This window comes from Nocardioides lacusdianchii (assembly GCF_020102855.1).
Classification (GTDB): Bacteria; Actinomycetota; Actinomycetes; order Propionibacteriales; family Nocardioidaceae; genus Nocardioides; species Nocardioides lacusdianchii.
The window spans coordinates 1-22,356 of record NZ_JADHZD010000019.1 but is presented as its reverse complement, the minus strand read 5'-3'; the positions used below and the strand labels follow the sequence as shown (position 1 = coordinate 22,356).

21 protein-coding genes are annotated in these 22,356 nt (G+C 70.2%); 8 read left to right on the top strand and 13 right to left on the bottom strand.

Going from position 1 to position 22,356, the window contains the following annotated elements:
* Positions 1 to 193: 193 nt before the first annotated feature.
* The 5 genes from IRX98_RS19500 to IRX98_RS19480 form a co-directional block, all read right to left on the bottom strand.
* Positions 194 to 556 (bottom strand): HIT domain-containing protein, encoded by a 363-nt coding sequence (locus IRX98_RS19500; RefSeq protein WP_224279616.1) that lies wholly within the window; start codon positions 554 to 556, stop codon positions 194 to 196.
* 71 nt (positions 557 to 627) lie between these two features.
* Positions 628 to 1,284 carry a hypothetical protein gene (locus IRX98_RS19495; protein WP_224279614.1) on the bottom strand — a complete coding sequence of 219 codons (657 nt, stop codon included), beginning with the start codon at positions 1,282 to 1,284 and terminating at the stop codon, positions 628 to 630.
* A 208-nt stretch (positions 1,285 to 1,492) separates the two neighbouring features.
* Positions 1,493 to 2,749, bottom strand: coding sequence for a hypothetical protein (locus tag IRX98_RS19490; protein WP_224279612.1), 1,257 nt, complete (start codon positions 2,747 to 2,749; stop codon positions 1,493 to 1,495).
* 140 nt (positions 2,750 to 2,889) lie between these two features.
* Positions 2,890 to 3,270: a hypothetical protein gene (locus IRX98_RS19485; RefSeq protein ID WP_224279610.1), complete on the bottom strand. Its 381-nt coding sequence runs from the start codon at positions 3,268 to 3,270 to the stop codon at positions 2,890 to 2,892.
* 86 nt (positions 3,271 to 3,356) lie between these two features.
* Positions 3,357 to 3,632 (bottom strand): HU family DNA-binding protein, encoded by a 276-nt coding sequence (locus tag IRX98_RS19480; protein ID WP_224279608.1) that lies wholly within the window; start codon positions 3,630 to 3,632, stop codon positions 3,357 to 3,359.
* 213 nt (positions 3,633 to 3,845) lie between these two features.
* On the opposite strand from IRX98_RS19480, the gene IRX98_RS19475 reads away from it, so the two are divergent.
* Both IRX98_RS19475 and pntB read left to right on the top strand, forming a co-directional pair.
* Positions 3,846 to 5,402 (top strand): Re/Si-specific NAD(P)(+) transhydrogenase subunit alpha, encoded by a 1,557-nt coding sequence (locus tag IRX98_RS19475; protein ID WP_224279680.1) that lies wholly within the window; start codon positions 3,846 to 3,848, stop codon positions 5,400 to 5,402.
* A 3-nt stretch (positions 5,403 to 5,405) separates the two neighbouring features.
* On the top strand, positions 5,406 to 6,827 hold the full coding sequence (pntB, locus tag IRX98_RS19470; RefSeq protein WP_224279607.1) for a Re/Si-specific NAD(P)(+) transhydrogenase subunit beta: 1,422 nt from the start codon (positions 5,406 to 5,408) through the stop codon (positions 6,825 to 6,827).
* Positions 6,828 to 6,833: 6 nt separating this feature from the next.
* On the opposite strand, the gene IRX98_RS19465 is transcribed toward pntB, so the two are convergent.
* The 3 genes from IRX98_RS19465 to IRX98_RS19455 all read right to left on the bottom strand — a co-directional run bounded on the left by IRX98_RS19465 (position 6,834) and on the right by IRX98_RS19455 (position 10,104).
* Positions 6,834 to 7,745, bottom strand: a complete 912-nt coding sequence (locus tag IRX98_RS19465; protein WP_224279605.1) for a sugar ABC transporter permease — start codon at positions 7,743 to 7,745, stop codon at positions 6,834 to 6,836.
* On the bottom strand, positions 7,745 to 8,692 hold the full coding sequence (locus IRX98_RS19460; RefSeq protein WP_224279603.1) for a carbohydrate ABC transporter permease: 948 nt from the start codon (positions 8,690 to 8,692) through the stop codon (positions 7,745 to 7,747). Before IRX98_RS19460 ends, IRX98_RS19465 begins: the two co-directional genes overlap by 1 nt.
* A gap of 107 nt (positions 8,693 to 8,799) precedes the next feature.
* Positions 8,800 to 10,104 (bottom strand): extracellular solute-binding protein, encoded by a 1,305-nt coding sequence (locus IRX98_RS19455; RefSeq protein WP_224279601.1) that lies wholly within the window; start codon positions 10,102 to 10,104, stop codon positions 8,800 to 8,802.
* A 133-nt stretch (positions 10,105 to 10,237) separates the two neighbouring features.
* Here IRX98_RS19455 and IRX98_RS19450 point away from each other — a divergent pair, with 133 nt between their 5' ends.
* Positions 10,238 to 11,251: a LacI family DNA-binding transcriptional regulator gene (locus IRX98_RS19450; RefSeq protein WP_224279599.1), complete on the top strand. Its 1,014-nt coding sequence runs from the start codon at positions 10,238 to 10,240 to the stop codon at positions 11,249 to 11,251.
* A gap of 18 nt (positions 11,252 to 11,269) precedes the next feature.
* Here the strand turns inward: IRX98_RS19450 and IRX98_RS19445 are convergent, their stop codons facing one another.
* The gene (locus IRX98_RS19445; protein WP_235746007.1) at positions 11,270 to 11,953 is read right to left on the bottom strand and encodes a VIT1/CCC1 transporter family protein; all 684 of its coding nucleotides are present in this window, start codon (positions 11,951 to 11,953) and stop codon (positions 11,270 to 11,272) included.
* Between the two features lie 104 nt (positions 11,954 to 12,057).
* Positions 12,058 to 13,203 carry an acyl-CoA dehydrogenase family protein gene (locus IRX98_RS19440; RefSeq protein WP_224279595.1) on the bottom strand — a complete coding sequence of 382 codons (1,146 nt, stop codon included), beginning with the start codon at positions 13,201 to 13,203 and terminating at the stop codon, positions 12,058 to 12,060.
* A 115-nt stretch (positions 13,204 to 13,318) separates the two neighbouring features.
* Here IRX98_RS19440 and IRX98_RS23645 point away from each other — a divergent pair, with 115 nt between their 5' ends.
* A complete protein-coding gene (locus IRX98_RS23645; protein WP_224279594.1) occupies positions 13,319 to 15,091 on the top strand; it encodes a sensor histidine kinase in 1,773 nt (590 codons plus the stop codon).
* 114 nt (positions 15,092 to 15,205) lie between these two features.
* Positions 15,206 to 17,050, top strand: coding sequence for a sensor histidine kinase (locus IRX98_RS19430; protein WP_224279591.1), 1,845 nt, complete (start codon positions 15,206 to 15,208; stop codon positions 17,048 to 17,050).
* On the opposite strand, the gene IRX98_RS19425 is transcribed toward IRX98_RS19430, so the two are convergent.
* On the bottom strand, positions 17,047 to 17,829 hold the full coding sequence (locus IRX98_RS19425; protein ID WP_224279589.1) for a hypothetical protein: 783 nt from the start codon (positions 17,827 to 17,829) through the stop codon (positions 17,047 to 17,049). The genes IRX98_RS19430 and IRX98_RS19425 overlap by 4 nt on opposite strands.
* A gap of 83 nt (positions 17,830 to 17,912) precedes the next feature.
* Positions 17,913 to 18,590 carry an NAD-dependent deacylase gene (locus IRX98_RS19420; protein ID WP_224279586.1) on the bottom strand — a complete coding sequence of 226 codons (678 nt, stop codon included), beginning with the start codon at positions 18,588 to 18,590 and terminating at the stop codon, positions 17,913 to 17,915.
* 80 nt (positions 18,591 to 18,670) lie between these two features.
* Between IRX98_RS19420 and IRX98_RS19415 the strand changes: the two genes are divergently transcribed.
* From IRX98_RS19415 to IRX98_RS19405, 3 genes are read left to right on the top strand one after another with little or no spacing between them, the layout of a single operon-like run.
* A complete protein-coding gene (locus IRX98_RS19415; RefSeq protein WP_224279584.1) occupies positions 18,671 to 19,474 on the top strand; it encodes an N-formylglutamate amidohydrolase in 804 nt (267 codons plus the stop codon).
* The gene (locus tag IRX98_RS19410) at positions 19,471 to 20,643 is read left to right on the top strand and encodes a peptidase MATCAP family protein (RefSeq protein WP_224279582.1); all 1,173 of its coding nucleotides are present in this window, start codon (positions 19,471 to 19,473) and stop codon (positions 20,641 to 20,643) included. Before IRX98_RS19415 ends, IRX98_RS19410 begins: the two co-directional genes overlap by 4 nt.
* Positions 20,640 to 21,680 (top strand): glutathione synthetase, encoded by a 1,041-nt coding sequence (locus IRX98_RS19405; protein WP_224279580.1) that lies wholly within the window; start codon positions 20,640 to 20,642, stop codon positions 21,678 to 21,680. The genes IRX98_RS19410 and IRX98_RS19405 overlap by 4 nt, the downstream gene beginning before the upstream one ends.
* Positions 21,681 to 21,684: 4 nt before the next feature.
* On the opposite strand, the gene IRX98_RS19400 is transcribed toward IRX98_RS19405, so the two are convergent.
* On the bottom strand, positions 21,685 to 21,990 hold the full coding sequence (locus IRX98_RS19400) for a hypothetical protein (RefSeq protein ID WP_224279578.1): 306 nt from the start codon (positions 21,988 to 21,990) through the stop codon (positions 21,685 to 21,687).
* Positions 21,991 to 22,356 lie beyond the last annotated feature (366 nt).

Below are 22,356 nucleotides of genomic sequence, written 5' to 3'. Positions count from 1 at the left end.
GTGACGGGACCACCGCGCTCGACCCATCAGACCCCGGTCCGCCCCGGATCCCGTCACCTCGAAGTTGACCCCGCCCCACATCCCGCCAGCCGCGAGCTGACGCGGCCACGGGCGCGTCTGCAGAGCGAAGAACCCTCCCCTCGTGCTGCTCGCACGGGTCGCGGCAGATGAGTGCGTTTGAGCGAGAACCCGGTCAGGTGTTCCGGAGGCCGCCGCTGTGGATGTGCACGTGCAAGTGCTTTGAGTCTTGGTAGCGACCGAGGTTAGTGAGGACGGCGGCCGCTCCTCTGCTCTCCTCGACGTCGTGGGCGATTCTCTGCACCACGGCGAATAGACGCCTCATGAGGTGCGCATCTTCCTCGGTCACCGTGGTCAAAGAGGCGATGTGCCTCTTGGGGACTACGACGACGTGCGTCTGCCAGAACGGACGCGTGTGATGGAAGGCGAGGACGTGCTCGTCGTCGAAGACGAGGTCCAGTTCCTCGGGGTTCGGGATCGCGACGTCACAGTAGAAGTCGTCGCCCACGTATGGGTCAGCCTCCGAACGATCAGCCATGCAGGAACCCTAATCCGCGCACGCACGGTGGCAGATGCGGATGATTTGCTGCCCGCAAATGGCCAGTCGGTTCATACCGTGGTGGCGTGGTCGGCGTGACTTGGCCACCACCGCTCGTCCACTGACTCGTACTGGATCCCTGCGGCCGCACGCGAGCGCTCAACGGTTTCAGGGAAGATGATGGGGCTTCTCCGGTCGAAGTGGTATTCAGACGCGTCTTCTACCTCTGTCATGGTCAGTGCGGTGGGCTCGACGCCGTAGCCGACCATGACGATGTCGACCTCGGGCAGCGCGGTGGTGAAGGCCGCCCAAGCTCCAGCCCAGCGCAGCACCGACGCAGCCACTGCCTGGTCGCGGACCGTCCACGAGAAGGGCTGCCATTTGGATCGGTTCGCGGCTCTTGCCGTGGCGGCGTCCACCAGCCGGTGGCCGAATTCGTCGGGACGGGCAGCAGGGTGGGGCATCGTCGCGTCCACTAGTGCGAACACGGCGTCGGACACCATCCGCTGGTCCGCGTCGACTGCGGAGCCCGGGAACCGGTCACAACGGAACGTGCCCACCTGTGTCCACGGCCGCTTGGGATCCCGCCGCGTGCTGCCGTGCCCCAGCCAGACTCCAGTTGCCGGGTGGCCCAACCGCCCCACCACGCCGTCGAGCCACCGTGGACCATCCGGACCTCCCGAGAGTCCGTGGACAGGAAAGTCGAGTACCGGATGGCTCATGTCCACGTGCCCAGTGTGCCGCACGCGAAGCACGGCCGTTGTCGACGATGGACCGCAATAGCAACGCCTCCAAGAGCGTGAGTTGCCTTGCCCGCTCATCGGCATGAGCGGTGCTTGGAAATCCATCGTCCTGCCAAGGTCGCCGCTTGCTCCGCGCGGTCCGACCCGAACGGGACGCCGGGCCGCCTCCAGCGGGGACGGCCCGGCTCCCACCTCAGATGCGCTTCTCGCACTCCCGGACCTTCTCGCCCTGGCACACGTCGCGCCCGCCGAACCCGCCTGCCACGCGGTCCTTGCCCGGGCCGCCGATGAGGCGGTCGTTGCTGGGATAGCTCCCAGCGAGGCTGTCGTTGCCGGGGCCGCCGTAGATCGTGGCCCTGGGCTTGTCGCACCGCGGCGGGACCCACGTGCCGAGGCCCCTGTACCTGGTGCCGACGTAGAGATCGTCCCGGCCCTTCCTGCCACTGATGGTCACCCGGCACGCGATGACGCCGATCCTGTTCGCGCGGTTGGTGCCGATGACGTCGGCGCGCTTCGCGCTCACGATGATGTCGTCGAAGCCGCGTACGCGGATCGAGTCCTCCTTGCCGGCCTTGGTGGCCGTCACCCGCGAACGGCTCAGGTCGGCGCGGACGCGACCGTGGCTGGTGAGCTCGAGCAGCAGCTGGTTGCGCCCGCCGTCGCCCTTGATCCGCGTCGCCTTCCCGCCCAGGGTGTCGGACTCGTAGGAGTCCTTGCCGCTGCGGAGTGCGATGTTGCGGTCGTACGTCGTCGGTGCGTTGACCTTGACGTGCTCGGTGCCGCTGGTGCCGCGGAACGTGAACATGCCACGCTCGGCCGACGTGGTGAAGGCGAGCCTGTCGAACTGGCCCGTCCAGGTGAGGGCGGTGTCGTCCCCGGTCACGGTGCCCTTGGCGTACATGGCGACGTCGCCGGTAACGGATCGAACGCCCAAGATGCCGCCGGTGCCCACGGACACCGCGCTGGGGGCGGTCTGGATCCCGCTCCAGCTGATCTCGCCGAAGTCGAGGTCGATGATGTCGGCGTTCGACTGGCCTGCCATGCCGGAGACGACGACGGCGCTGGCGGCGCGGATGGCGTCGGCCTCGGTGTCGGTCGTGTCGGGGGAGACCACGTCCTCGCGACCGACGATGGCGCCCGCATGGACGAAGTGCCGTCCACCGCTGGAGTCGGCGATGAACGTGTCGGCCCCCGCGCCGAGGATGGTGGCGAACACCGGGGCGGTGCCGGTGCCGCACACGAGGTCGTCGCCGCCGCGTGCGTCGACGCGCGTCGCGCCGTTCGTGACGATGACGTCAGCACCCTCCGTGCCCACGATCTCGCCACCGGGCGTCCCGACGATGGTCGCCGCCTGCCCCTGACACGTCTCGGCCGCAGCGGTGGCAGCGCCCGTCGGTGTGAGCACGGCCGCGCCCAGGAGCGCGACCGCGGTCAGACGGATGTTCCTCATGGTTCCCCTTGATCGTGTCCGGACCCTTGTGACCGGTGCCCGGCCCGAAAGGTTGTCACGACCCGCTGATCCCGTCCCCCCAGCGGCTGGATCCAGAGGTCAGTCGATCATCCACGCCAGCAGGTCGCTCGCCATCGGTGTCATGACCACCCGAGGGTGCAGACGGACACGAGCAGCGCCAGCGCCACCACGACATCACGTCCGGGTGCGGCGCGCAGGGTCCACAGGCGGTGCGCACCCCAGCACACGACGGCGAAGGAGATGAACGGGGCCATCGCCAGGGCCCAGAAGGAGAGCAGGCCCACCAGCGGGCCTGCTGCGGAGGTGTAGGGCCACAGCTGGTCGATGTCGTAGAGGTAGAGCGACTCGCGGGCGGGGAGCCCGGCTGCGAAGTAGGGCAGCACGAGCGCCACGACGCACGCCGTGGCGCTGAGGACCGCCAGGCCGAGTGCGAGCCACGCGCGCCGGTCGTTCGGCTGGTACTGGACGGCGCGGATCGGCGCCGCATCGACGATGGCCATGCATCAGTATGGGGCGGATCGAGCCGCCCCGCACGCAGCTCGGCCCCGCGAGGAGTCCTCGCGGGGCCGAGTCGTCGAGCGTCAGGTCAGCCGTTGACGGCGTTCTTGAACGCAGCGGCCGGCTTGAAGGCCGGCGCCTTGCTCGCGGCGATCTCCATGGTCTCGCCGGTCTGCGGGTTGCGGCCCGTGCGCGCCGAGCGCTCACGGGACTCGAACGTCCCGAAGCCCGGCACGGTGACCTTGTCGCCACCGGCGACAGCGGTGGTGATGGAGGAGATGACGGCCTCGAGCGCCTTGTCGGCCTGGGCGTTGGTCAGCTCGGCGTGCGAGGCGATGGCGTCACGCAGTTCAGTCTTGTTCACGTTGAGCTCCTGCTCGTCGATGTCGGTCAGCGGCCCATTCAACCGTGCTCGTCCCCCGCGGTCGCGCCCGCCTGACCCCGAAGGGTGAGCGAGCACGTGACGCGCGCCACCTGAGACACCGGTGACAACGGCTTCTGTTTCGGTACGTTGTGCCCCGGCCCGCACGCCGCTCTGGTGCCGACCAGGTCCGGAGCCCCCACCCAGGAGGCAGCAGTGCGCATCGGCATCCCACGTGAGTCACGACCCGGCGAGACCCTCGTCGCCGCGACGGCGAAGACGGCGTCGCAGCTGGTGTCGCTGGGCTACGACGTCGTGGTGGAGCAGGGCGCAGGCGCTGCGGCCGACCAGCCGGACACGGCCTTCGCCGACGCCGACATCCGCGTCGGCACGGGCGAGGAGGTCTGGTCGAGCGACGTCGTGGTGAAGGTCAACGCCCCCACCGACGAGGAGATCGCCCGGCTGCGTCCCGGCGCGACGGTGATCGCGCTCATGGCGCCTGCCCGCAGCCCCGAGCTCGTCGAGCGGCTCTCCGCGGCGGGCGTGACGGCGCTTGCGATGGACGCGGTGCCGCGCATCTCGCGGGCGCAGTCGATGGACGTGCTGTCGTCGATGGCCAACGTCGCGGGCTACCGCGCCGTCATCGAGGCGGCCCACGAGTTCGGCCGGCTCTTCACCGGCCAGGTCACGGCGGCCGGCAAGGTGCCGCCGGCGCGTGTCTTCGTGGTCGGCGCCGGCGTCGCAGGGCTCGCCGCCATCGGTGCAGCCGGCTCGCTGGGCGCGATCGTGCGCGCGTTCGACGTACGCCCCGAGGTCGCCGAGCAGGTCGAGTCGATGGGCGCGGAGTTCGTCACCGTCGACATGGGGCAGGGACAGGAGGTCTCCTCCGACGGCTACGCCAAGGAGATGACCGCCGAGCAGGAGGCCGCCACCGCTGCGATGTACGACGAGGAGGCGCGGGCCGCCGACATCGTCATCACGACTGCGCTGATCCCCGGCCGTCCCGCCCCGCAGCTCGTCAGCGCGGAGACGGTCGCGGCGATGAAGCCGGGCTCTGTGGTCGTCGACATGGCCGCGGCCAACGGCGGCAACGTCGCCGCCACGGTGAAGGACGAGCGCGTGGTCACCGCCAACGGCGTGACCGTCCTGGGCTACACCGATCTCGCCGGCCGCCTCGCGGCCCAGACCAGCCAGCTCTACGGCACCAACGTCGTCAACCTCCTCAAGCTCCTCACCCCCGCCAAGGACGGCGTGCTCACCCTCGACATGGACGACGTCGTCCAGCGCGGGATCACCGTCACCCGCAGTGTGGGAGGGAGTGGCACCACTGCAGAGATCATGTGGCCCCCGCCGCCGGTCCAGGTCTCCGCCGCCCCGGCCGAGGCGACCAAGGTGATGCCGGTCGAGAAGGCGCCGCCGCCCCCGCCCGACCCTCGTCGCCGGATGTACGCCGCCGGGCTGGCCGCGGTGGTCTTCCTCGCGCTGGCCACCCTGGCGCCGCCGAGCTTCCTGCCGAGCCTCACCGTCTTCGTGCTCGCGGTCGTGATCGGCTTCTACGTCATCGGCAACGTCCACCACGCGCTCCACACGCCGCTCATGAGCGTCACCAACGCGATCAGCGGGATCATCGTGGTCGGCGCGGTCCTCCAGGCACCGGTCGACAACCTCGCGGTCCAGGTGATCGCCGGGGTCGCCATCCTGCTCGCCAGCATCAACGTCTTCGGTGGCTTCATGGTCACCCGGCGGATGCTCAACATGTTCCAGAAGGGCTGACCCGTGGCTTCGTTCGTCCAGGGCGCCTACATCCTCGCCGCGCTCCTCTTCATCCTCGCGCTCGCGGGCCTCAGCAAGCACGAGACCGCCCGGCGCGGCAACCAGTTCGGCATGGCCGGCATGGCTCTTGCGCTCGTCGCGACGCTGCTGCTGGTGCTCGACTTCCTCGGCACCGACTACATCGACCAAGGGCCGGTCGTGGTCGGGCTGGTCATCATCCTCGTCGCGGGCACGGTGGGGGCGGTCATCGGCATCCGCCTCGCGCGCCGCGTCGAGATGACCGGCATGCCCGAGCTGATCGCGATGATGCACAGCTTCGTCGGGCTCGCCGCCGTGCTGGTGGGCTACAACACCTACATCGAGGACGCCGCGCTCGGCGTGGCCTCGGACGCGGTGCACAACGCCGAGGTCTTCATCGGCGTCTTCATCGGCGCCGTCACCTTCACCGGCTCCGTGGTCGCCAACCTCAAGCTCAGCGCGAAGATGAAGTCCTCGCCACTGGTGCTGCCGCGACGCCACCAGCTCAACCTCGCGGTGCTCGTCTCGTCGGCCGTGCTGCTGGTCTGGTTCATGCTGGCCGACGGATGGGGCGGGATGGCGCCGCTGGTCGTGATGACCGTGCTGGCCCTCGCCCTCGGGTTCCACCTCGTCGCCGCGATCGGCGGCGGTGACATGCCCGTCGTGGTGTCGATGCTCAACAGCTACAGCGGCTGGGCCGCCGCGGCCGCGGGCTTCATGCTCGGCAACGACCTGCTCATCATCACCGGCGCGCTGGTCGGCTCCTCGGGCGCGATCCTCAGCTACATCATGTGCAAGGCGATGAACCGCTCCTTCGTGAGCGTCATCGCCGGCGGCTTCGGCTCCGACGGCACCGTCAGCGGGGAGGCCCGCGACTACGGCGAGCACCGCGAGATCCAGGCCGCCGACGTGGCGGAGATGCTGGCCGGCGCCTCGTCGGTCGTCATCACGCCCGGCTACGGCATGGCGGTCGCGCAGGCACAGTACCCCGTCGCGGAGATGACCAAGCGGCTGCGCGAGAAGGGCGTCGACGTCCGCTTCGGCATCCACCCGGTCGCCGGCCGCCTGCCGGGCCACATGAACGTGCTGCTCGCCGAGGCGAAGGTGCCGTACGACATCGTGCTCGAGATGGACGAGATCAACGACGACCTGCCCGACGTCGACGTCGTGCTCGTGATCGGCGCCAACGACACCGTCAACCCCGCCGCGATGGAGGAGCCCGGCTCGCCGATCGCCGGGATGCCGGTCCTCGAGGTCTGGAACGCCCGCGACGTCATCGTCTTCAAGCGGTCGATGGCCACCGGCTATGCCGGGGTGCAGAACCCGCTCTTCTTCAAGGACAACGCGCAGATGCTCTTCGGCGACGCCAAGGACAAGGTCAACGAGATCGTCGCAGCGCTCGGCTGAGGCGCCTCAGCCCTTCGTGCCGCCCGCGGTCAGCCCCGCGACCAGGTGGCGCTGGGCGAAGAAGAACACGATCGCGGCCGGCACCGTGATGAGCACCGCGCCCGCGGTCAGCAGCTCCCACCGGGGGCTGAACTGCGGGACGAACTGCTGGAGGCCGGCGCCGAGCGTGTAGTGGTCGCTGCCCTGCATGAAGGCGATGGCGTACGCCACCTCACCCCACGCGGTGAGGAACGTGTAGAACGCCGTCACCGCGAGGCCCGGGCGGGCCAGCGGCAGGATGATCCGCCAGAAGGTGCTGAAGGGGCCGAGCCCGTCCAGCGCGGCGGCCTCGTCGAGCTCGCGGGGGATGGTGTCGAAGTAGCCCCGCAGCATCCACGCGCAGAACGGCACGGCCACCGTGCAGTAGGCGATGATCAGCGACAGCTTGGTGTCGATCAGCCCGAGGTTGGCCATGATCGTGTAGATCGGCACGATCAGGATCGCCACCGGGAACATCTGGGTCAGCAGGAAGACCCACATCAGGCCGCGCTTGCCGGGGAAGTTGAAGCGGCTCAGCGCGTAGCCCGCGGTCGCCGACATCGCGATGCCGATGACCATCGTGAAGGCCGCCACGACCACCGAGTTGGCGAACCAGGTCGGGAAGTCGGTCTCGGTCAGGAGCCGGCGGTAGTTGTCGAGGGTCGGGCTGGAGAAGAGCTCGACCTCGGTGCGGCGGATCTCGCTGGCGGGCTTGATCGAGCTCAGCACGACCCACAGGATCGGGAAGAGCGCGATGAAGGTCGCGACGACGAGCGTGCCGTGCAGCGCGATGCTGGCTGCGACCGAGCGCTCGCGTCGGCGGCGCGGGAGCGGCGTACGCGTGCCGGCGACGGTCTCGACGGGGTCGGCGGCCACGGCGGCCGGGGGCATCGTGGTCATCAGAACACCTCTCCCTGCTTGGCCAGCATGCGCTTGTAGGCGCTGGCGTAGACGACGAGGATCGACAGGATCAGTACGCCGTAGGTGGCCGCGAGCGAGTAGTCGCGGATGCCCTCGAAGGCCGCCCGGTAGGCGCCGGTCACCAGGATCTCGGTCGAGCCGGCCGGCTGCCCGCGGGTGACGAAGTAGATGATCGGGAACATGTTGAAGGTCCAGATGGTGCCGAGCAGGATCACGGTGGACGACACCGGGCGCAGGCCCGGGAGGGTGATGTTGACGAAGCGCTGCCACGGGGTGGCCCCGTCGATCTCGGCCGCCTCGTAGAGGTCGCCGTTGATCGACTGGAGGCCGCCGAGCAGGGCGACCATCATGAACGGCACGCCGAGCCAGACGTTGGCCACGATGGCGGTGAACAGCGAGGTCCAGCGCTGCTCGAACCACGACACCGGATCGATGCCGACGGCGCGCAGCACGCCGTTGATGATGCCGAAGCGCTCGTCGAAGATGAAGCGCCAGGCGAAGGCCGCGACGAAGGACGGCACCGCCCACGGCAGGATCAGCGCGACGCGGTAGAAGCCGCGGAAGCGGAAGTTGCGGTTGAGGATGACGGCCAGGCCCAGGCCGATCCCGTAGTGCAGCGTGACGCAGGCCAGTGTCCACACGAGGGTGTTGGTGAGCTGGAGCCAGAAGCTGCCCTGCGCGCCGGTGAGGATGTCGACGTAGTTGTCGAGGCCGACGAACCTCGCGGCGTCGGGGTTCGGCTCGCACGTCTCCGCGCCGCCGAGGATCCTGGTGCAGATCTCCTCGCGCTGGTTGGACTCGTTCAGGTCGGTGAACGACTGCCACACCCCCTGCACGAGGGGGTAGAAGACCAGGACGCCGAGCACCACCACGGTGGGCAGCACCATGGCCCACGCGTACCAGTGCTTGTCGAAGCTCTTGCGCAACTGACTGTCTCCGTCGTCGAGAGGTGGTGCGGGTCGGGACCGGGGGGGCTGGGACGAACGGCCGGCCCCGGGGGTGCCGGGGCCGGCCGCTCGGGCTCAGCGGGGTGTCACTGGAGCGAGTAGTCCGGGACGACGTCGCTCTTGTAGGTGTCGGCGGCCTTGTCCAGCGCGCCCTGGGCGGGCTTGCCCTGGATGAGCACCTCGGTCGCCATCGTGTCGAGCGCGGCGAAGAACTGGCCGCCCTCGGGGATCCACGGACGCGGCTGCGCGACCTCCATCGCGTCGGCCCACAGGGCCACCCGCTCGTTGGTCACCATGTCGTAGGAGTCGGCGTTGCCGGGCAGCAGGCCGAGCTCGTCGGCGATGAAGGCCTCGGACTCGGCGGAGCTCATGAAGGCGATGAAGGCCGCGGCGGCCTCGGCCTTCTCGTCGTCCATGCCGGAGTAGACGACGTAGTTGTGGCCGCCCACCGGGGCGCCCTGGCCGGCGCTGCCGGCGGGGACGGGCGCGACACCGAGGTTCTCGATGCCACCGAAGTTCGGGTCGTCGCTGATGCCGGCGACCTCCCACGGGCCGTTGATGATCATCGCGACCTTCTGCTCCTTGAACAGGGTCATCATCGTGCCGTAGGGGTCGTTGGCCGTGGGCTTCACGGCCGTGCCGTCCTCGACCATGCTGGCAGCGACGTCGATGCCGGCTGCGGCCTCGGGGCTGTTGACGGTGATCTCCTGCGCCTCGCTGTCGACGAGGTCGGCGCCCTCGCCGTAGAGGAACGGCAGGAGGAAGTAGCCGCCGGAGTTGAGGTAGATGCCGTCGACCCCCGCCTCGCTCTTGAGGGTCTTGGCCGCCTCGCGGACCTCGTCCCACGTGGTCGGCGGGGCTTCGGGGTCGAGGCCGGCCTTCTCGAAGAGGGCCTTGTTGTACATCAGGCCGAGGGTGTCGGTGACCTGCGGGACGCCGTAGGTCTTGTCCTCGTAGACGTTGCTCGAGAGCGGCGTCTCCAGGAAGTTGTTCTCCAGCGCGGCGGTGCCGTCGAGGGCGTAGAGGTAGCCGAGCGAGGCGAACTCCGGGGTCCAGGCGACCTCCGCCCGCAGGATGTCCGGCGCCCCGGAGCCGGACTCGGCCGCCGTCTTGAACTTGTTCTGCGTCTGGTCGAACGGCACGGTCTCGTGGTTGATCGTGACGTCGGGGTACTCCTCGTTGAACTTCTTGATCAGCTCGTCGTAGGCGGGCGCCTCATTGGTGGCGTCCGAGGTGTCCCACCAGGTCAGCTCAGCGCTGAGGTCGCCCGAGGCGCCGCCTGCGTCGCTGCTGCTGGTGTCGGAGTCGCCGCCGTCGCTGCCGCACGCTGCGAGCGTGAGGGCGAGGGCGGCGACGGCGATGCCGGTGGTGCCGGCGGTGGATCGACGCATCGATTTCTCCTGGTGAATGCGCGCCCGGGCGGGGCGCTGTGATGACGGTCACCGAAGATTAGCAAGAGCATGCAGATTCTGAAAGACCTTGCAATGCATGTGCAAGGGTTGCGCAGGGTGCTTTCATGTCGCCATGGCAACGCTGGCCCAGATCGCTGCGGAGGCTCGCGTCAGCGAGGCCACCGTCAGCCGTGTGCTCAACTCCAAGCCCGGCGTCAGCGAGAGCACCCGGCAGGCGGTGATCACGGCCCTCGACGTGCTCGGCTACGAGCGCCCCACCCACCTGCGCCAGCGCAGCGCCGGCCTCGTCGGCCTGGTGGTGCCCGAGCTCGAGAACCCCATCTTCCCGGCCTTCGCGCAGGTCATCGAGGACGCCCTGGCGCGGCGGCGCTTCACGCCCGTGCTGTGCACCCAGTCGCCAGGGAGCCTGTCGGAGGACGAGTACGTCGAGTCGTTGCTCGACCACGGCGTCGCCGGGATCATCTTCGTCTCCGGAAAGCACGCCGACACCCGCGCCGACCACGACCGCTACCGCGTCCTGCTCGAGCGGGGCCTGCCCGTCGTCTTCATCAACGGCTACGTCGACGGCATCGACGCGCCCTTCGTCTCCGCCGACGACCGGGTCGCCATGGACATCGCCGTCTCCCACCTCTGCCACCTCGGCCACCGCAGGATCGGCCTGGCCATCGGGCCGGCACGCTTCATGCCATCGGCCCGCAAGCACGAGGGCTTCGTCGCAGCGCTGCGACGCCACCTCGGGCTCCCCGAGGCCGAGGCGCGCAGCTGGATCGCGGAGACGATCTTCTCCGTCGAGGGCGGTGCCGCGGCGACCACCCAGCTGCTCGAGCAGGGGGCGACGGCCGTCGTCTGCGGCTCGGACATGATGGCCATCGGCGCGATCCGCGCCGCCCGTGCCGAGGGCCTCACCGTGCCCGGTGACGTCTCGGTGGTCGGCTTCGACGACTCGCCCCTGGTGGCCTTCCTCGACCCCCCGCTCACCACCGTTCGCCAGCCGGTCGCGTCGATGGGCGGCACTGCCGTGGCAGCGCTCGCGGACGCCATCGGCGGCGACCCCGTGGCGTCGCGGGAGTACCTCTTCGCGCCCGAGCTCATCATGCGCAGCTCCACCGGGCCGGTGCCGGCCTGACGCGTACGGTCCGGGGCGTCAGCCCAGCTGCGTGCCGGCGAGCATGCCGATCGCGTAGGTCACGCCCATCGCGAGCAGGCCGCCCGACACGTTGCGGACCACGGCGGGCAGGCGCGGGCTGTAGCCGATGCGTGCGCTGACGAAGCCGGTCAGCGCGAGCGCGGCGACGACGCTGAGCACCGTGACGAGGATGCGTACGCCGTCGGGCACGAAGGCCACGATCAGGAGAGGCAGCAGCGCACCGATCGTGAACGCGATCATCGAGGCCCAGGCCGCGTGCCACGGGTTGGTCAGGTTGTCGGGGTCGATGCCGAACTCGATGTCCGCGTGCGCGCGCAGCGCGTCCTTCTCGGTCAGCTCCGCGGCGACGCGCTCGGCGGTCGCGCGGGAGAGGCCCTTGTCCTCGTACATCCGGGCCAGCTCGGACTGCTCGGTCTCCGGCATCCGCTCGAGCTCGCGTGCCTCGAGGGCGAGGAGCGACTTCTCCGAGTCGCGCTGGGTGCTCACCGAGACGTACTCGCCGGTGCCCATGCTCAGCGCGCCCGCCGTCAGGGCGGCGATGCCGGCGATCACGATCGCGCCGCTGTCGTCGGTGGCGCCGGCGACGCCCATCACCACGCCGGCGGTCGACACGATGCCGTCGTTGGCGCCCAGCACCGCCGCGCGCAGCCAGTTGAGCCGCGCCCCCACGTCGTCGCCCATGTCGTCGTGGAAGTGCTGCGGCTCTTCGTCGGTTCCGATCTCCAGGCTCACGTCTCCGATCCTCGCCCTGCGACCGGTGCCGCGCAACGAAGGTGAGGCTGTGCTCAGAGGCCCAGGTCGCGCCCGATCAGCATCTTCATGATCTCGTTGGAGCCGGCCCAGATCTTCGTCACGCGGGCGTCGCGCCAGGCGCGGGCCACGCGGTACTCGTTCATGTAGCCGTAGCCGCCGTGGACCTGCACGCAGTGGTCGAGGACGTCGTTCTGCACCTGAGAGGTCCACCACTTCGCCTTGGCGGCGTCGACGGGGGTGAGCTCGGCCTTGGTGTGCGCGATGACGCACTGGTCCACGAAGGCCTGGGTGACGTCGACGCGCGTGACGAGGTCGGCCAGCAGGAACTGGGTGTTCTGGAACGAACCGATCGGCTGGCCGAAGGCCTGGCGGTCCTTGGCGTACTGGACCGTCTCCTCGAGGATCTGCTTGGCGTGGGCGAGGTTGGTGATCGCCGAGCCGAGGCGCTCCTGCGGCAGGAACTGCATCATCGAGATGAAGCCGGTGTCGAGCGGGCCGACCAGGTCGTCGTTGCTGACCCGCACGTTGTCGAAGGCGAGCTCGGCGGTGTCGGACTCGTCCTGACCGACCTTGTCGAGCACGCGGCCGACGCTGAAGCCGTCGAGGGTGGTGTCGACGGCGAAGAGCGAGATGCCCTTCGCCTTCTTCTCCGGGCTGGTGCGCGCCGCGACGAGCACGATGTCGGCGGAGCCGCCGTTGGTGATGAAGGTCTTCGACCCGTTGAGGATCCAGTCGTCGCCGTCGCGGACGGCCGTGGTCTTGAGGTTGGCCAGGTCGGATCCGCCACCGGGCTCGGTCATGCCGATCGCGGTGACGATGTCGCCCGACGCGCAGCCCGGCAGCCAGCGCGCCTTCTGCTCGTCGTTGGTGAGGTGCACCAGGTAGGGGACGGTGATGTCGGCGTGGATGCCCACGCAGCTCGGAAGAGTCATGTTGACCTTGGCGAGCTCCTCGGTGAGCACCGCGTTGAAGCGGTAGTCGCCGGCCTCGGAGCCGCCGAACTCGTCGGGGATCTCCAGGCCCAGGAAGCCCTGCTTGCCCGCGGCGGTCCAGAAGGCGCGGTCGAGGCCGTGGTTGTCGGCGTACGCCTCCAGGTGCGGGGTGACCTCGCGGTCCAGGAACTGCTTGACCGAGGCGCGGAAGGCCTCGTGGTCCTCGTCGTAGATCTCACGCTTCATGGGCCCTATGTTACCCGCGGGTCACCTACGACGCCGAACATCCCAAGTTGCTGCCGGGCAGCCGCCACGCGCGTAACGTCGCCCCCGACTGGCTCGTACGGGGTGGGAGCAGGACGTGAGGGAAGACGGCGGGGCGTACGTACACCCTCGAGGACGCGCCTGGGGCAACGACGCCCAGCGCGCGGTCCTGCACGCCATCGCGGAGGACATCGCCACGCGCACGGCCCACAAGGTCGTGGCGATCGAGGCACTACGCTCCGACGGCTACCTCGAGTTCGTCGCCATCGCCGGGGACGCCGCCGCCCGCGAGAAGATGCTGGGGGAGGCCTCACCGCTGGCCCTCGAGCACATCCAGACGCTGGGCCACGAGATGGGCGGGTGGCGCCACATCCCCGGCGAGCGCCTCGACGACGAGACGCGGGCCTTCCTGGACGAGTTCGGCCACCGGCCCGATGTCCCGGCCTCCGGCCTGCCCAACGGGTGGGACCCCGACGACCAGCTGGTGCGGATGCTCCTCAACGAGGACGGCGACCTGCGCGGCATTCTCTACCTCGACGAGCCGCTGTCCGGCCTGCGCCCGACGCCCGACGACATCGACTGCATCAACGCCGAGGCCGGCGTGCTCTTCGAGGCCGTGATCAGCATCGTGGAGCGCGAGCTCTACGGCGAGCAGGTGCGGATGGTCACCCAGGCGCGGCGCGCCATCGAGAGCGTACGACCCGGGCTGGGGGAGGAGGAGCTGCTCGCCGCGCTGTCGGAGGCGATGGTGGACGCGATGGACGTCGCGACCGTCGACGTGCTCTCGGAGGCGACCGTGATCGCCGAGCTCGAGGCGGACCGCGGCGAGGTGACCGACCTGATGCGCCGTCAGTGGCGCCGGCGCGGGCACGTGGTGGTCGAGCGGCAGCGGACGTGGAGCATGCAGGAGGACTCCATCGAGACCCCGCCCTCGCTCACCCGGCTCCTGGACACCCACGGGCTCGGGTCGGGCCTGCTGGTGCCCTTCGGCGCCGGCGACGACTACCTCGGCACGCTGGCGATGGGACGCGCGCCCGACGCGCCGCGGTGGATCGCCTCCGAGATCATGGCCGCCAGCGTCGTGGCCTCCGACATCGCCCGGCTGCTGCTCGAGGCACGACTGGTGGAGCGCGAGCGCGCCCTCAACGCCGAGCTCCGCGCCACCAACGACTACCGCCGCGACATGGTCATGACGCTGGCCCACGAGCTGCGCAACCCCGTGAGCGTGCTGTGGACCAACCTGGAGCTGCTGTCCCTCGAGCCCGACGAGGATGAGCGCGACGAGTCGGTGCAGGCGATGGACCGCGCCGCCCGGCGGATCGAGGACATGATCGAGGACCTGATGGCGCTCGCCACCGTCAGTGACCCCGAGCGGTCCACCTCCCCGGCGCCCGTGGACCTCTCCGCGCTGGTGGGCGAGAGCTGCCAGTTCCTCGCGCCGACCGCGGCCCTCGGCGGCCTGGAGATGCGCACCGACATCACCTCGGGCCTCGTCGTCGAGGGAGAGCTCGCGGGCCTGCAGCGCCTGGTGACCAACCTGCTGTCCAACGCGCTGAAGTACACCCCCGACGGCGGCCGGGTCGACGTGTGCCTGGCGCCGGAGGTCGTGGACGGGCGCGACGGCGTACGCCTCACGTGTGCCGACACCGGCATCGGCATCGCCGCGGCCGAGCTCGGCGACGTCTTCACGCCGTTCTTCCGCTCGGCGCGGCCCGAGGCGCGCGGGCGACCCGGCACCGGGCTGGGCCTGGCGATCACCGAGCGTGTGGTCACCGGCCACCACGGCAGCATCGAGGTCGAGTCGGTGCTGGGCGAGGGCACGACCTTCACGGTGTGGCTCCCGTCGGAGGCCGGTCGGCGCGACCGGTGAGTCGCCCCCGTCATCGCAGATGTCGGCCACCGAAGGTCAAGACCTGCGGAAAGACTCCCGGAGCAACCATCGCGCGCCTACCATCCCCATGGCAGGTGGGAGGACGAGTGCGGCATGGAAAAGGGTGGGGCGGGTGAGCGCAGGACGCGCGACCTGAGCTGGGGCGACGCGCGTGCGCGTGCGCTGATGCACGCCCTCGCCCGCGACGCCGCCAGCCGCGCCGGCTTCCGCGTGTGCGCCATCGAGGTCGTCCGGCCCAAGGGACTGCTGGAGTTCGTCGCCATCTACGGCGACATGACCAACGCCGAGGATCGCCTCGGCACCGCGTCCCGGCTCTCGGACATGCAGGCCGTCTTCACCGACGGGGAGGCCTTCGGCAACTTCCTCTGGATCCCGGACGAGAACCTCACCGACGCCACCCGCGACCGCATCGACGGCGTGGTCGTCGTCCCCGACATCCCCACCACGGGCGAGCCGGACGACTGGCACCCGATGGACATGCTCGTCGCGCAGATCGCCGACGAGCGCGGAGACCTGCGCGCGCTGCTCTACCTCGACGTCCCCAGCGACCTCAGGCGCCCCGACAAGGCCCGCCTGCTCGAGATCTCCGACGAGCTGGCGATGACGCTGCGCTCCATCGTCACCGTGGTGGAGCGTGAGGAGTACGCCGACCACATGCGCGTCATCCGCGCCACCCGCCGCCTCGCCCGCTCCAACCCCGCCCGCCACGACGTCGGCCACCTGCTGCGCGAGGCGCGCTCGACGCTGCTCGGTGCGCTGTCGGTCGACGAGCTGGAGATCCACGTCTTCATCGAGCCCGACGCCGAGACGCCCGACAGCCTGGGCCTGCAGATCGCCCCCGACGTACGCCGCGCGCTCGACGAGGCTGCCGCGCGCGCGTGGGCCGAGCAGCGGGTGCTCATCATCGAGCCCGGCCGCATCTGGGGCGACCCCGAGCTCGACACCTCGCACGCCGACTGGTTCACCGAGGCCCTGCGCACCGCCGGCTTCGAGGCCGTCGTCGTTGCGCCCGTCGGCGTCGACGACGAGGTGCTGGGCATGCTGATGTGCGCACGGCGCACCGGGTCGCGGCGCTGGACCGACGGCGAGGGCGTCGCCGCGCTCGAGCTCGGCCACGACCTGGGCCGCGCCATCGCCAACGCCCACGCCACCCAGCGCGAGCGCCGGCTGCTGACCGAGCTGCGCGAGCTTGAGGAGTCGCGCCACCGCTTCCTGCGCGAGCTCACCCACGAGATCAACAACCCGATGACGGTCATCGCCGCCAACGCCGAGTTCCTCGCCACCAGCGACTTCGTCGACGAGCGCGACCGCCGCCGGGCGCAGGCGATCCTGCGCGGCAGCGAGCGCCTCGGCGACCTGCTGCAGGGCCTCGCCATGCTGTCGCGGGTCAGCGATCCCCAGCACCCGCCCACGATGCGGCGCATCGACCTGCTGCCGATCGTGGAGGAGACGCTGGCGTCGATGACGGCCGTGGCCGAGCGCCGCGGCATCACGCTCCACCTCGTCGGCGACACGCGCGAGGCGATCGTGCTCGCCGACCCGCGCGAGATCGCCAGCGCGGTCACGAACCTCGTCGACAACGCCGTGAAGTACTCCGACCAGGACGACGAGATCTGGCTGGGCATCGAGCGCCGACACGACGGCGGCCTGACGTTCGCGTGCAAGGACGAGGGCATCGGCATCTCCGAGGACGACCAGGAGAAGCTCTTCACGCCGCTCTTCCGCTCCACCAACGAGGAGGCGCTGCTGCGCCCCGGGACCGGGCTGGGCCTGGGCATCGTGCGCGAGATCATGCAGCGCCACGGCGGGAGCGTGGAGGTGGACTCGACGCTCGGGCGCGGCACGTCCGTACGCCTCAACTTCCGGCCGCTGCCGCCCGAGGCCACGCCCCGTACGCCGACGCCGCGTGGCGCGTCGAGCTGGCGCACCGGCGACTAGCGGCGCATGACGTCCTTGCCCTTCGGGACCTCGACCTCGAATTCCTCGTCGAACTCCGAGAACGCGATCGTCCCGCCGTCCTGCATCGACGTCGACTCGATGCGTACGACGTGGTGGGGGGCCTCGCTGCGCACCCAGGCCAGCTCGTCGTGCTGGCCTCCGGGGCTGCCGCTGAGCTGGACGACCTTCTGCCCGTCCTCGCTGCTCTCGTCGCCGACGACGGTCGGCACCTCGCCGGAGAGGTCGTCGGTGCGGTCCTTGCCCCTGCCCTTGCCGGAGCTCGTGCCCTTGCCCGTGTCGGCATCGCCGGCGACGAGGTCGACGACCTCGAAGGACTCGAGGAAGGACTCGAGGTCGCAGGCCTTGCGCAGGTCCTTGTCGTCCTCGAAGAGCACCCAGGTCGTGCTCAGCCTGTCGAGGAGGTAGCGGGGAAGCGGGGTGCTGCTCAGCCGGTTGTAGGCACCGGACTCGCCCTTGAGCCAGACCCGGTCGCCGACCCGGCGGATGTCGATGTTGCTGCTGCCGCCGAACCGGACCGTCCCGATGCAGTTGTCGTCGCGGTCCAGCCGGAGGTCGAGGAAGAACTGGTTGCCGTTCGTGCGCGCCTGACCGGTGATGCGCATGCTCTGCACGTCCAGCATCGCCTCGCTCGCGGCGGCGACGATCGCGTCGCCGTCCTGCTTGGCGAAGTCGGAGGTCGTGAGGTCGTCGTAGACGCTGCACCCGGTCGCGGCGCACGCCACGGACAGCGCGACGACGGCGTGCTTGATCCTGCGCATGACTTCCCCCTGATGACGAGCCGGACGATCACATCACGCGGTGGCGTCGTGCGCAGGCGAACTGCTCAAGTCCGGGGGGCACGTCAGCCGAGCAGCTCCTCGACCCACGCGGGGACCAGGCGGGTGGCGGGACCGTGGCGCGACTCCCCGAAGTCCGTGGCGCCCGCGCTCGGCTCGAGGTTGAGCTCGAGCGTCGCGCCGCGCGCCCAGTGGACGAAGGCCGCGGCGGGGTAGACGACGCCGGAGGTGCCGATGGAGACGAAGAGGTCGCAGTCCCACAGCGCCTGCTCCACCACGTCCATGCCGTAGGGGATCTCGCCGAACCAGACGATGTCGGGTCGCAGCGTCGGTTCCTCGCAGGTCGGGCACGGCGGCTCGTGGCGCAGCGGCCCGTCCCACTCGTGGCGCCCGTCGCAGGTGGTGCACCACGCCGAGCGCAGCCGGCCGTGGATGTGGTGCACCCGCCGCGAGCCGGCCCGCTCGTGGAGGTCGTCGACGTTCTGGGTGACGACGAGCAGGTCGTCGCCGAGCGCGTCCTCGAGCCGCACCAGCGCCTCGTGGGCCGCGTTGGGACGGACCCGCGGGAGCGCCGCGCGCCGCTCGTCGTAGAAGCGCTGCACGAGCCCCGGGTCGTCGGCGTACGCCTCGGGGGTGGCCACCTGCATCGGGTCGTGGCCCTCCCACAGCCCGCCCGAGTCGCGGAAGGTCGACAGCCCGCTCTCGGCGGAGATGCCGGCACCGGTGAGGACCACGACGCGCATGCGTCCATTACTACCAGCCCCCACCCCTAGGGATGCGCGAGGTGTGCACGGCGGTCCGGGACTCCGGTAGACAAGCGGCCATGACGACCTTGGGAGGGACGTCGGACGCGGTCGCGTTCGTCGGTGACTGGAGCGGGCCCGTGGTGGCGACCTCGGTGCACGCCGGGCACGAGCTGCGCCCGGACATCGCCGCGGCGATGGTGCTCGACGAGACGGAGCGGTTCCGCGAGGAGGACCCCCACACCGACCGCATCGCGGCGGTCGTGCCGGACCGGGTGGTGACCACCCGCTCGCGCTTCGAGGCCGACCTCAACCGCCCGCGGCGCGAGGCGGTCTACCGCCGGCCCGAGGACTGCTGGGGCCTGGAGGTGTGGCGCGACGGGGTGCTGTCCGACGAGCTGTTCGAGGGCAGCCTGGAGACGTACGACGCCTTCTACGACGCCCTCGCGCCGCGGCTCGACGCGCTGGCCGAGCGGGGGCCGTTCGTGCTCCTCGACGTGCACTCCTACAACCACCGCCGCGACGGGGCCGACGCCCCGCCCGCGCCGGCGTCGGACAACCCCGAGGTCAACGTCGGCACCGGCAGTCTCGACCACGACCTCTTCGGTCCGCTGGTGGAGCGCTTCATGGGCGACCTGCGCGACGCCTCGCTCGGCTGCGGTCCGCTCGACGCCCGCGAGAACGTCGCCTTCGAGGGCCGCAACCTGGCGTGGTGGGTGCACGACCGCTATCCGCGGGTCGGGTGCGTCCTGGCCCTGGAGTTCAAGAAGACCTTCATGGACGAGTGGTCCGGCGAGCTCGACGAGGAGCGGCTGCGCAACGCGCAGGAGGGCCTCGCCGCCGCCCTGCCCGGGCTCCACGAGGAGCTGGGGAGGCTGCGGTGAGCGGCGGCGACAGCGAGCTGAGCGCCGCCGACCTCGCGGTCGATCACCGCCTCGCCCTGCTGTCGCAGAGCTTCCGCTTCCTCCTCGAGGTCACCCCTGTCGACGCCGACGACCTGCGTGACGACTTCCTCGAGGGCCGTGAGCCCGACCCGGGCTTCACCTACCGCGAGCTCGACACCGACCCCGACGTCGTACGCGCCGAGCTCGACGCGATCGACGTCGGCGAGGTCGAGGACCCGGTGCTGGGCCAGCTGCTGCGGGCCAAGCACCGCGAGATGGAGCTCCAGCTCGACATGCTCGAGGCGCGCGACACCGCCGACTTCCTGCCGCTGAGCGTGGAGCTCTACGGCGGGGTGTCGCCGGCGCTGCGCACGCAGGCCGAGACGCTGCTGGCGAGCATCACCCGCACCGAGGCGGGCGACGAGGCCCTCGACGCCGAGGAGTTCCTCGCCCTGGCCGAGGACGAGATCGCCCACTACCGCGCCGAGGACCCCGACCTCGACATGCATGCCGAGATCCGCACCGACGTCAACGGCGTCATGGTCTCCGGCGACACCCTGCTCATCGGGCCCGAGACCAAGGTGCAGCGCGCCCGGGCCCAGGCGCTGCTCCACCACGAGGTCGGCACCCACCTCGTGACCCAGGCCAACGGCAGCCACCAGCCGATCAAGGTGCTCGGCGTCGGGCTGGCCGGCTACGACGAGACGCAGGAGGGCCTCGCGGTCCTCGCCGAGATCGCCTGCGGCGGCCTGACCGCCTTCCGGCTGCGCCAGCTCGCCAGCCGTGTCGTGACCGTCCACCGGATGATCGGCGGCGCGAGCTTCGCCGAGGCCCACGAGGCCCTGGTCGCCGACGGCTTCCCCGAGAGCAGCGCGTGGACCACCGTGATGCGGGTCTACCGCTCCGGCGGGATGACCAAGGACGCGATCTACCTGCGCGGCCTCGTCGAGCTGCTCGAGCACCTCGGCTCCGACGGCTCGCTCGACCAGCTCTGGCTGGGCAAGTTCTCGCTGCGCGACCTGCCGCTCATCGGCGACCTGGAGGACCGCGGCCTGCTGCGCCCGCCCCGGGTGCTGCCGCGCTACCTGCACGACCCGGCGACCAACGCCAACCTGGCCCGCGCGGCCGGGACCGAGGACCTCAGCACGCTCCTGGAAGGACACTCATGAAGATCGGATTCGTCGTCAACGACATCGAGACCGAGAAGGCGGAGTACACCACCAACCGGCTCGCCATGGCGGCCAAGGAGATGGGCCACGAGGCGTGGTACATGGGCATCGGCGACTTCGCCTACCTGCCCGACGGCTCCCTGAGCACCAAGGCCCGCGCCGGTGACGCGAAGTCCTACCGCTCCCTCGAGCGCCACCTCTCCGACATCCAGAAGCCCGAGGTCGAGCAGCTGCTCGGCCTCGAGGAGTTCGACGTGGTGATGCTGCGCAACGACCCGGCCGACGACGCCGAGTCGGACCCGTGGCGCAACAACGCCGGCGTCGCCTTCGGCCAGCTCATCGCCTCCAGCGGCGTGCTCGTGGTCAACGACCCGACCAGCCTCGCCAACGCGCTGTCCAAGGCCTACTTCCAGCACTTCCCCGAGGTCGTGCGCCCCCGCACGCTGATCTCGCGCGACGAGGACATGATCGAGGAGTTCATCTCCGACCTCGGCGGCAAGGCGGTCCTCAAGCCGCTCCAGGGCTCCGGCGGCGCCGGCGTCTTCCTCGTCGACCGCAAGGAGGCACCGAACCTCACCCAGATCATCGAGGCCATCTCGCGCGACGGTTACGTCGTGGCGCAGGAGTACCTCCCCGAGGCGGTCAACGGGGACGTGCGCATGTTCGTGATGAACGGCCAGCCGCTGATGCACCAGGGGGAGTACGCCGCCTTCCGCCGCACCAACAAGACCAAGGACATCCGGTCCAACATGTCGGCCGGCGGCAAGGCGGAGAAGGTCACCGTCACCGACGCGATGCTCGAGATGGTCGAGGTCGTGCGCCCCAAGCTCGTCAGCGACGGCATGTTCCTCGTCGGCCTCGACATCGTCGGCGACAAGCTCATGGAGATCAACGTCTTCAGCCCCGGCGGCCTCGGCAGCGCGCAGGCGCTCTACGACGTCAACTTCGCGCCCGCGATCATCGGCGAGCTCGAGCGCAAGGTGAACATCCGCCGCCACTACCCGGAGATCGGCAACCACAACCTCGCGACGAGCTGAGGCCTCAGGCGATACCCCAGCCGTCGCGGAACTCCTCGGGCGTCAGCGTCTCCAGCTGGCCCCTCATCACTTCGAGGAGGACGGCGGCGGCCTCGGGTCCACCGGCCGGAACGCGGAGCTCGAGCCCGCCGTCGCGGCGCCGCCGGACGACGACGACACCTTCGTTGGTGAGGTCGAAGCGTCCCCCGGACATCGCGCACCACAGGTCGAGCGCTCCCGCGGCGACACGTCCGAGACGGTCGCGCCGGCGGGGCTCGACGTCGGCGGTGTAGACCTCGTCGGCCGTCGCGGGATCGGTGGTGGCCGTCATGGGTCCAGCGTAGGTCGGGGCCCCGACCCCTCCGCGCCGGTCAGGCGACGCGCTCCACAGGTGGGTGGGCGGATCGCGAGTCAGGCGGGCAGGTGCACGACGTACGGGATCTGCGCATCCGCTAACGCGTCCACGAGCCTTGGATCGATGTCGAACCCTGTCGGCCCTGCGTAGAAGTTCCACTCGATGGCGTAGCCGGCTTGAACGAGTGCCGCGTCCTTTTCGACCTGCCCCCTAAGCCTCGATCCACCGATGGGCTTGGTGGGGTGAGCGCGTCGTGAAGTGAGAATGCCCTTACGTGGTGGGAAAATCTGTCTTCTCTAGGGACCGATTTCACCAAGCACGAAGGGCATCTCGTAGATGCAA

What these genes read in the sequence shown, in the direction of transcription:
- IRX98_RS19415 (WP_224279584.1), top strand. Translation starts at nt 18,671, where the DNA reads ATGACGACCTTGGGAGGGACGTCGGACGCGGTCGCGTTCGTCGGTGAC.
- IRX98_RS19455 (WP_224279601.1), bottom strand. Translation starts at nt 10,104, where the DNA reads ATGCGTCGATCCACCGCCGGCACCACCGGCATCGCCGTCGCCGCCCTC.
- IRX98_RS19440 (WP_224279595.1), bottom strand. Translation starts at nt 13,203, where the DNA reads ATGAAGCGTGAGATCTACGACGAGGACCACGAGGCCTTCCGCGCCTCG.
- IRX98_RS19445 (WP_235746007.1), bottom strand. Translation starts at nt 11,953, where the DNA reads ATGGGCGACGACGTGGGGGCGCGGCTCAACTGGCTGCGCGCGGCGGTG.
- IRX98_RS19400 (WP_224279578.1), bottom strand. Translation starts at nt 21,990, where the DNA reads ATGACGGCCACCACCGATCCCGCGACGGCCGACGAGGTCTACACCGCC.
- IRX98_RS19465 (WP_224279605.1), bottom strand. Translation starts at nt 7,745, where the DNA reads ATGACCACGATGCCCCCGGCCGCCGTGGCCGCCGACCCCGTCGAGACC.
- IRX98_RS19425 (WP_224279589.1), bottom strand. Translation starts at nt 17,829, where the DNA reads ATGCGCAGGATCAAGCACGCCGTCGTCGCGCTGTCCGTGGCGTGCGCC.
- IRX98_RS19420 (WP_224279586.1), bottom strand. Translation starts at nt 18,590, where the DNA reads ATGCGCGTCGTGGTCCTCACCGGTGCCGGCATCTCCGCCGAGAGCGGG.
- IRX98_RS19485 (WP_224279610.1), bottom strand. Translation starts at nt 3,270, where the DNA reads ATGGCCATCGTCGATGCGGCGCCGATCCGCGCCGTCCAGTACCAGCCG.
- IRX98_RS19490 (WP_224279612.1), bottom strand. Translation starts at nt 2,749, where the DNA reads ATGAGGAACATCCGTCTGACCGCGGTCGCGCTCCTGGGCGCGGCCGTG.
- IRX98_RS19430 (WP_224279591.1), top strand. Translation starts at nt 15,206, where the DNA reads ATGGAAAAGGGTGGGGCGGGTGAGCGCAGGACGCGCGACCTGAGCTGG.
- IRX98_RS19405 (WP_224279580.1), top strand. Translation starts at nt 20,640, where the DNA reads ATGAAGATCGGATTCGTCGTCAACGACATCGAGACCGAGAAGGCGGAG.
- IRX98_RS19450 (WP_224279599.1), top strand. Translation starts at nt 10,238, where the DNA reads ATGGCAACGCTGGCCCAGATCGCTGCGGAGGCTCGCGTCAGCGAGGCC.
- IRX98_RS19500 (WP_224279616.1), bottom strand. Translation starts at nt 556, where the DNA reads ATGGCTGATCGTTCGGAGGCTGACCCATACGTGGGCGACGACTTCTAC.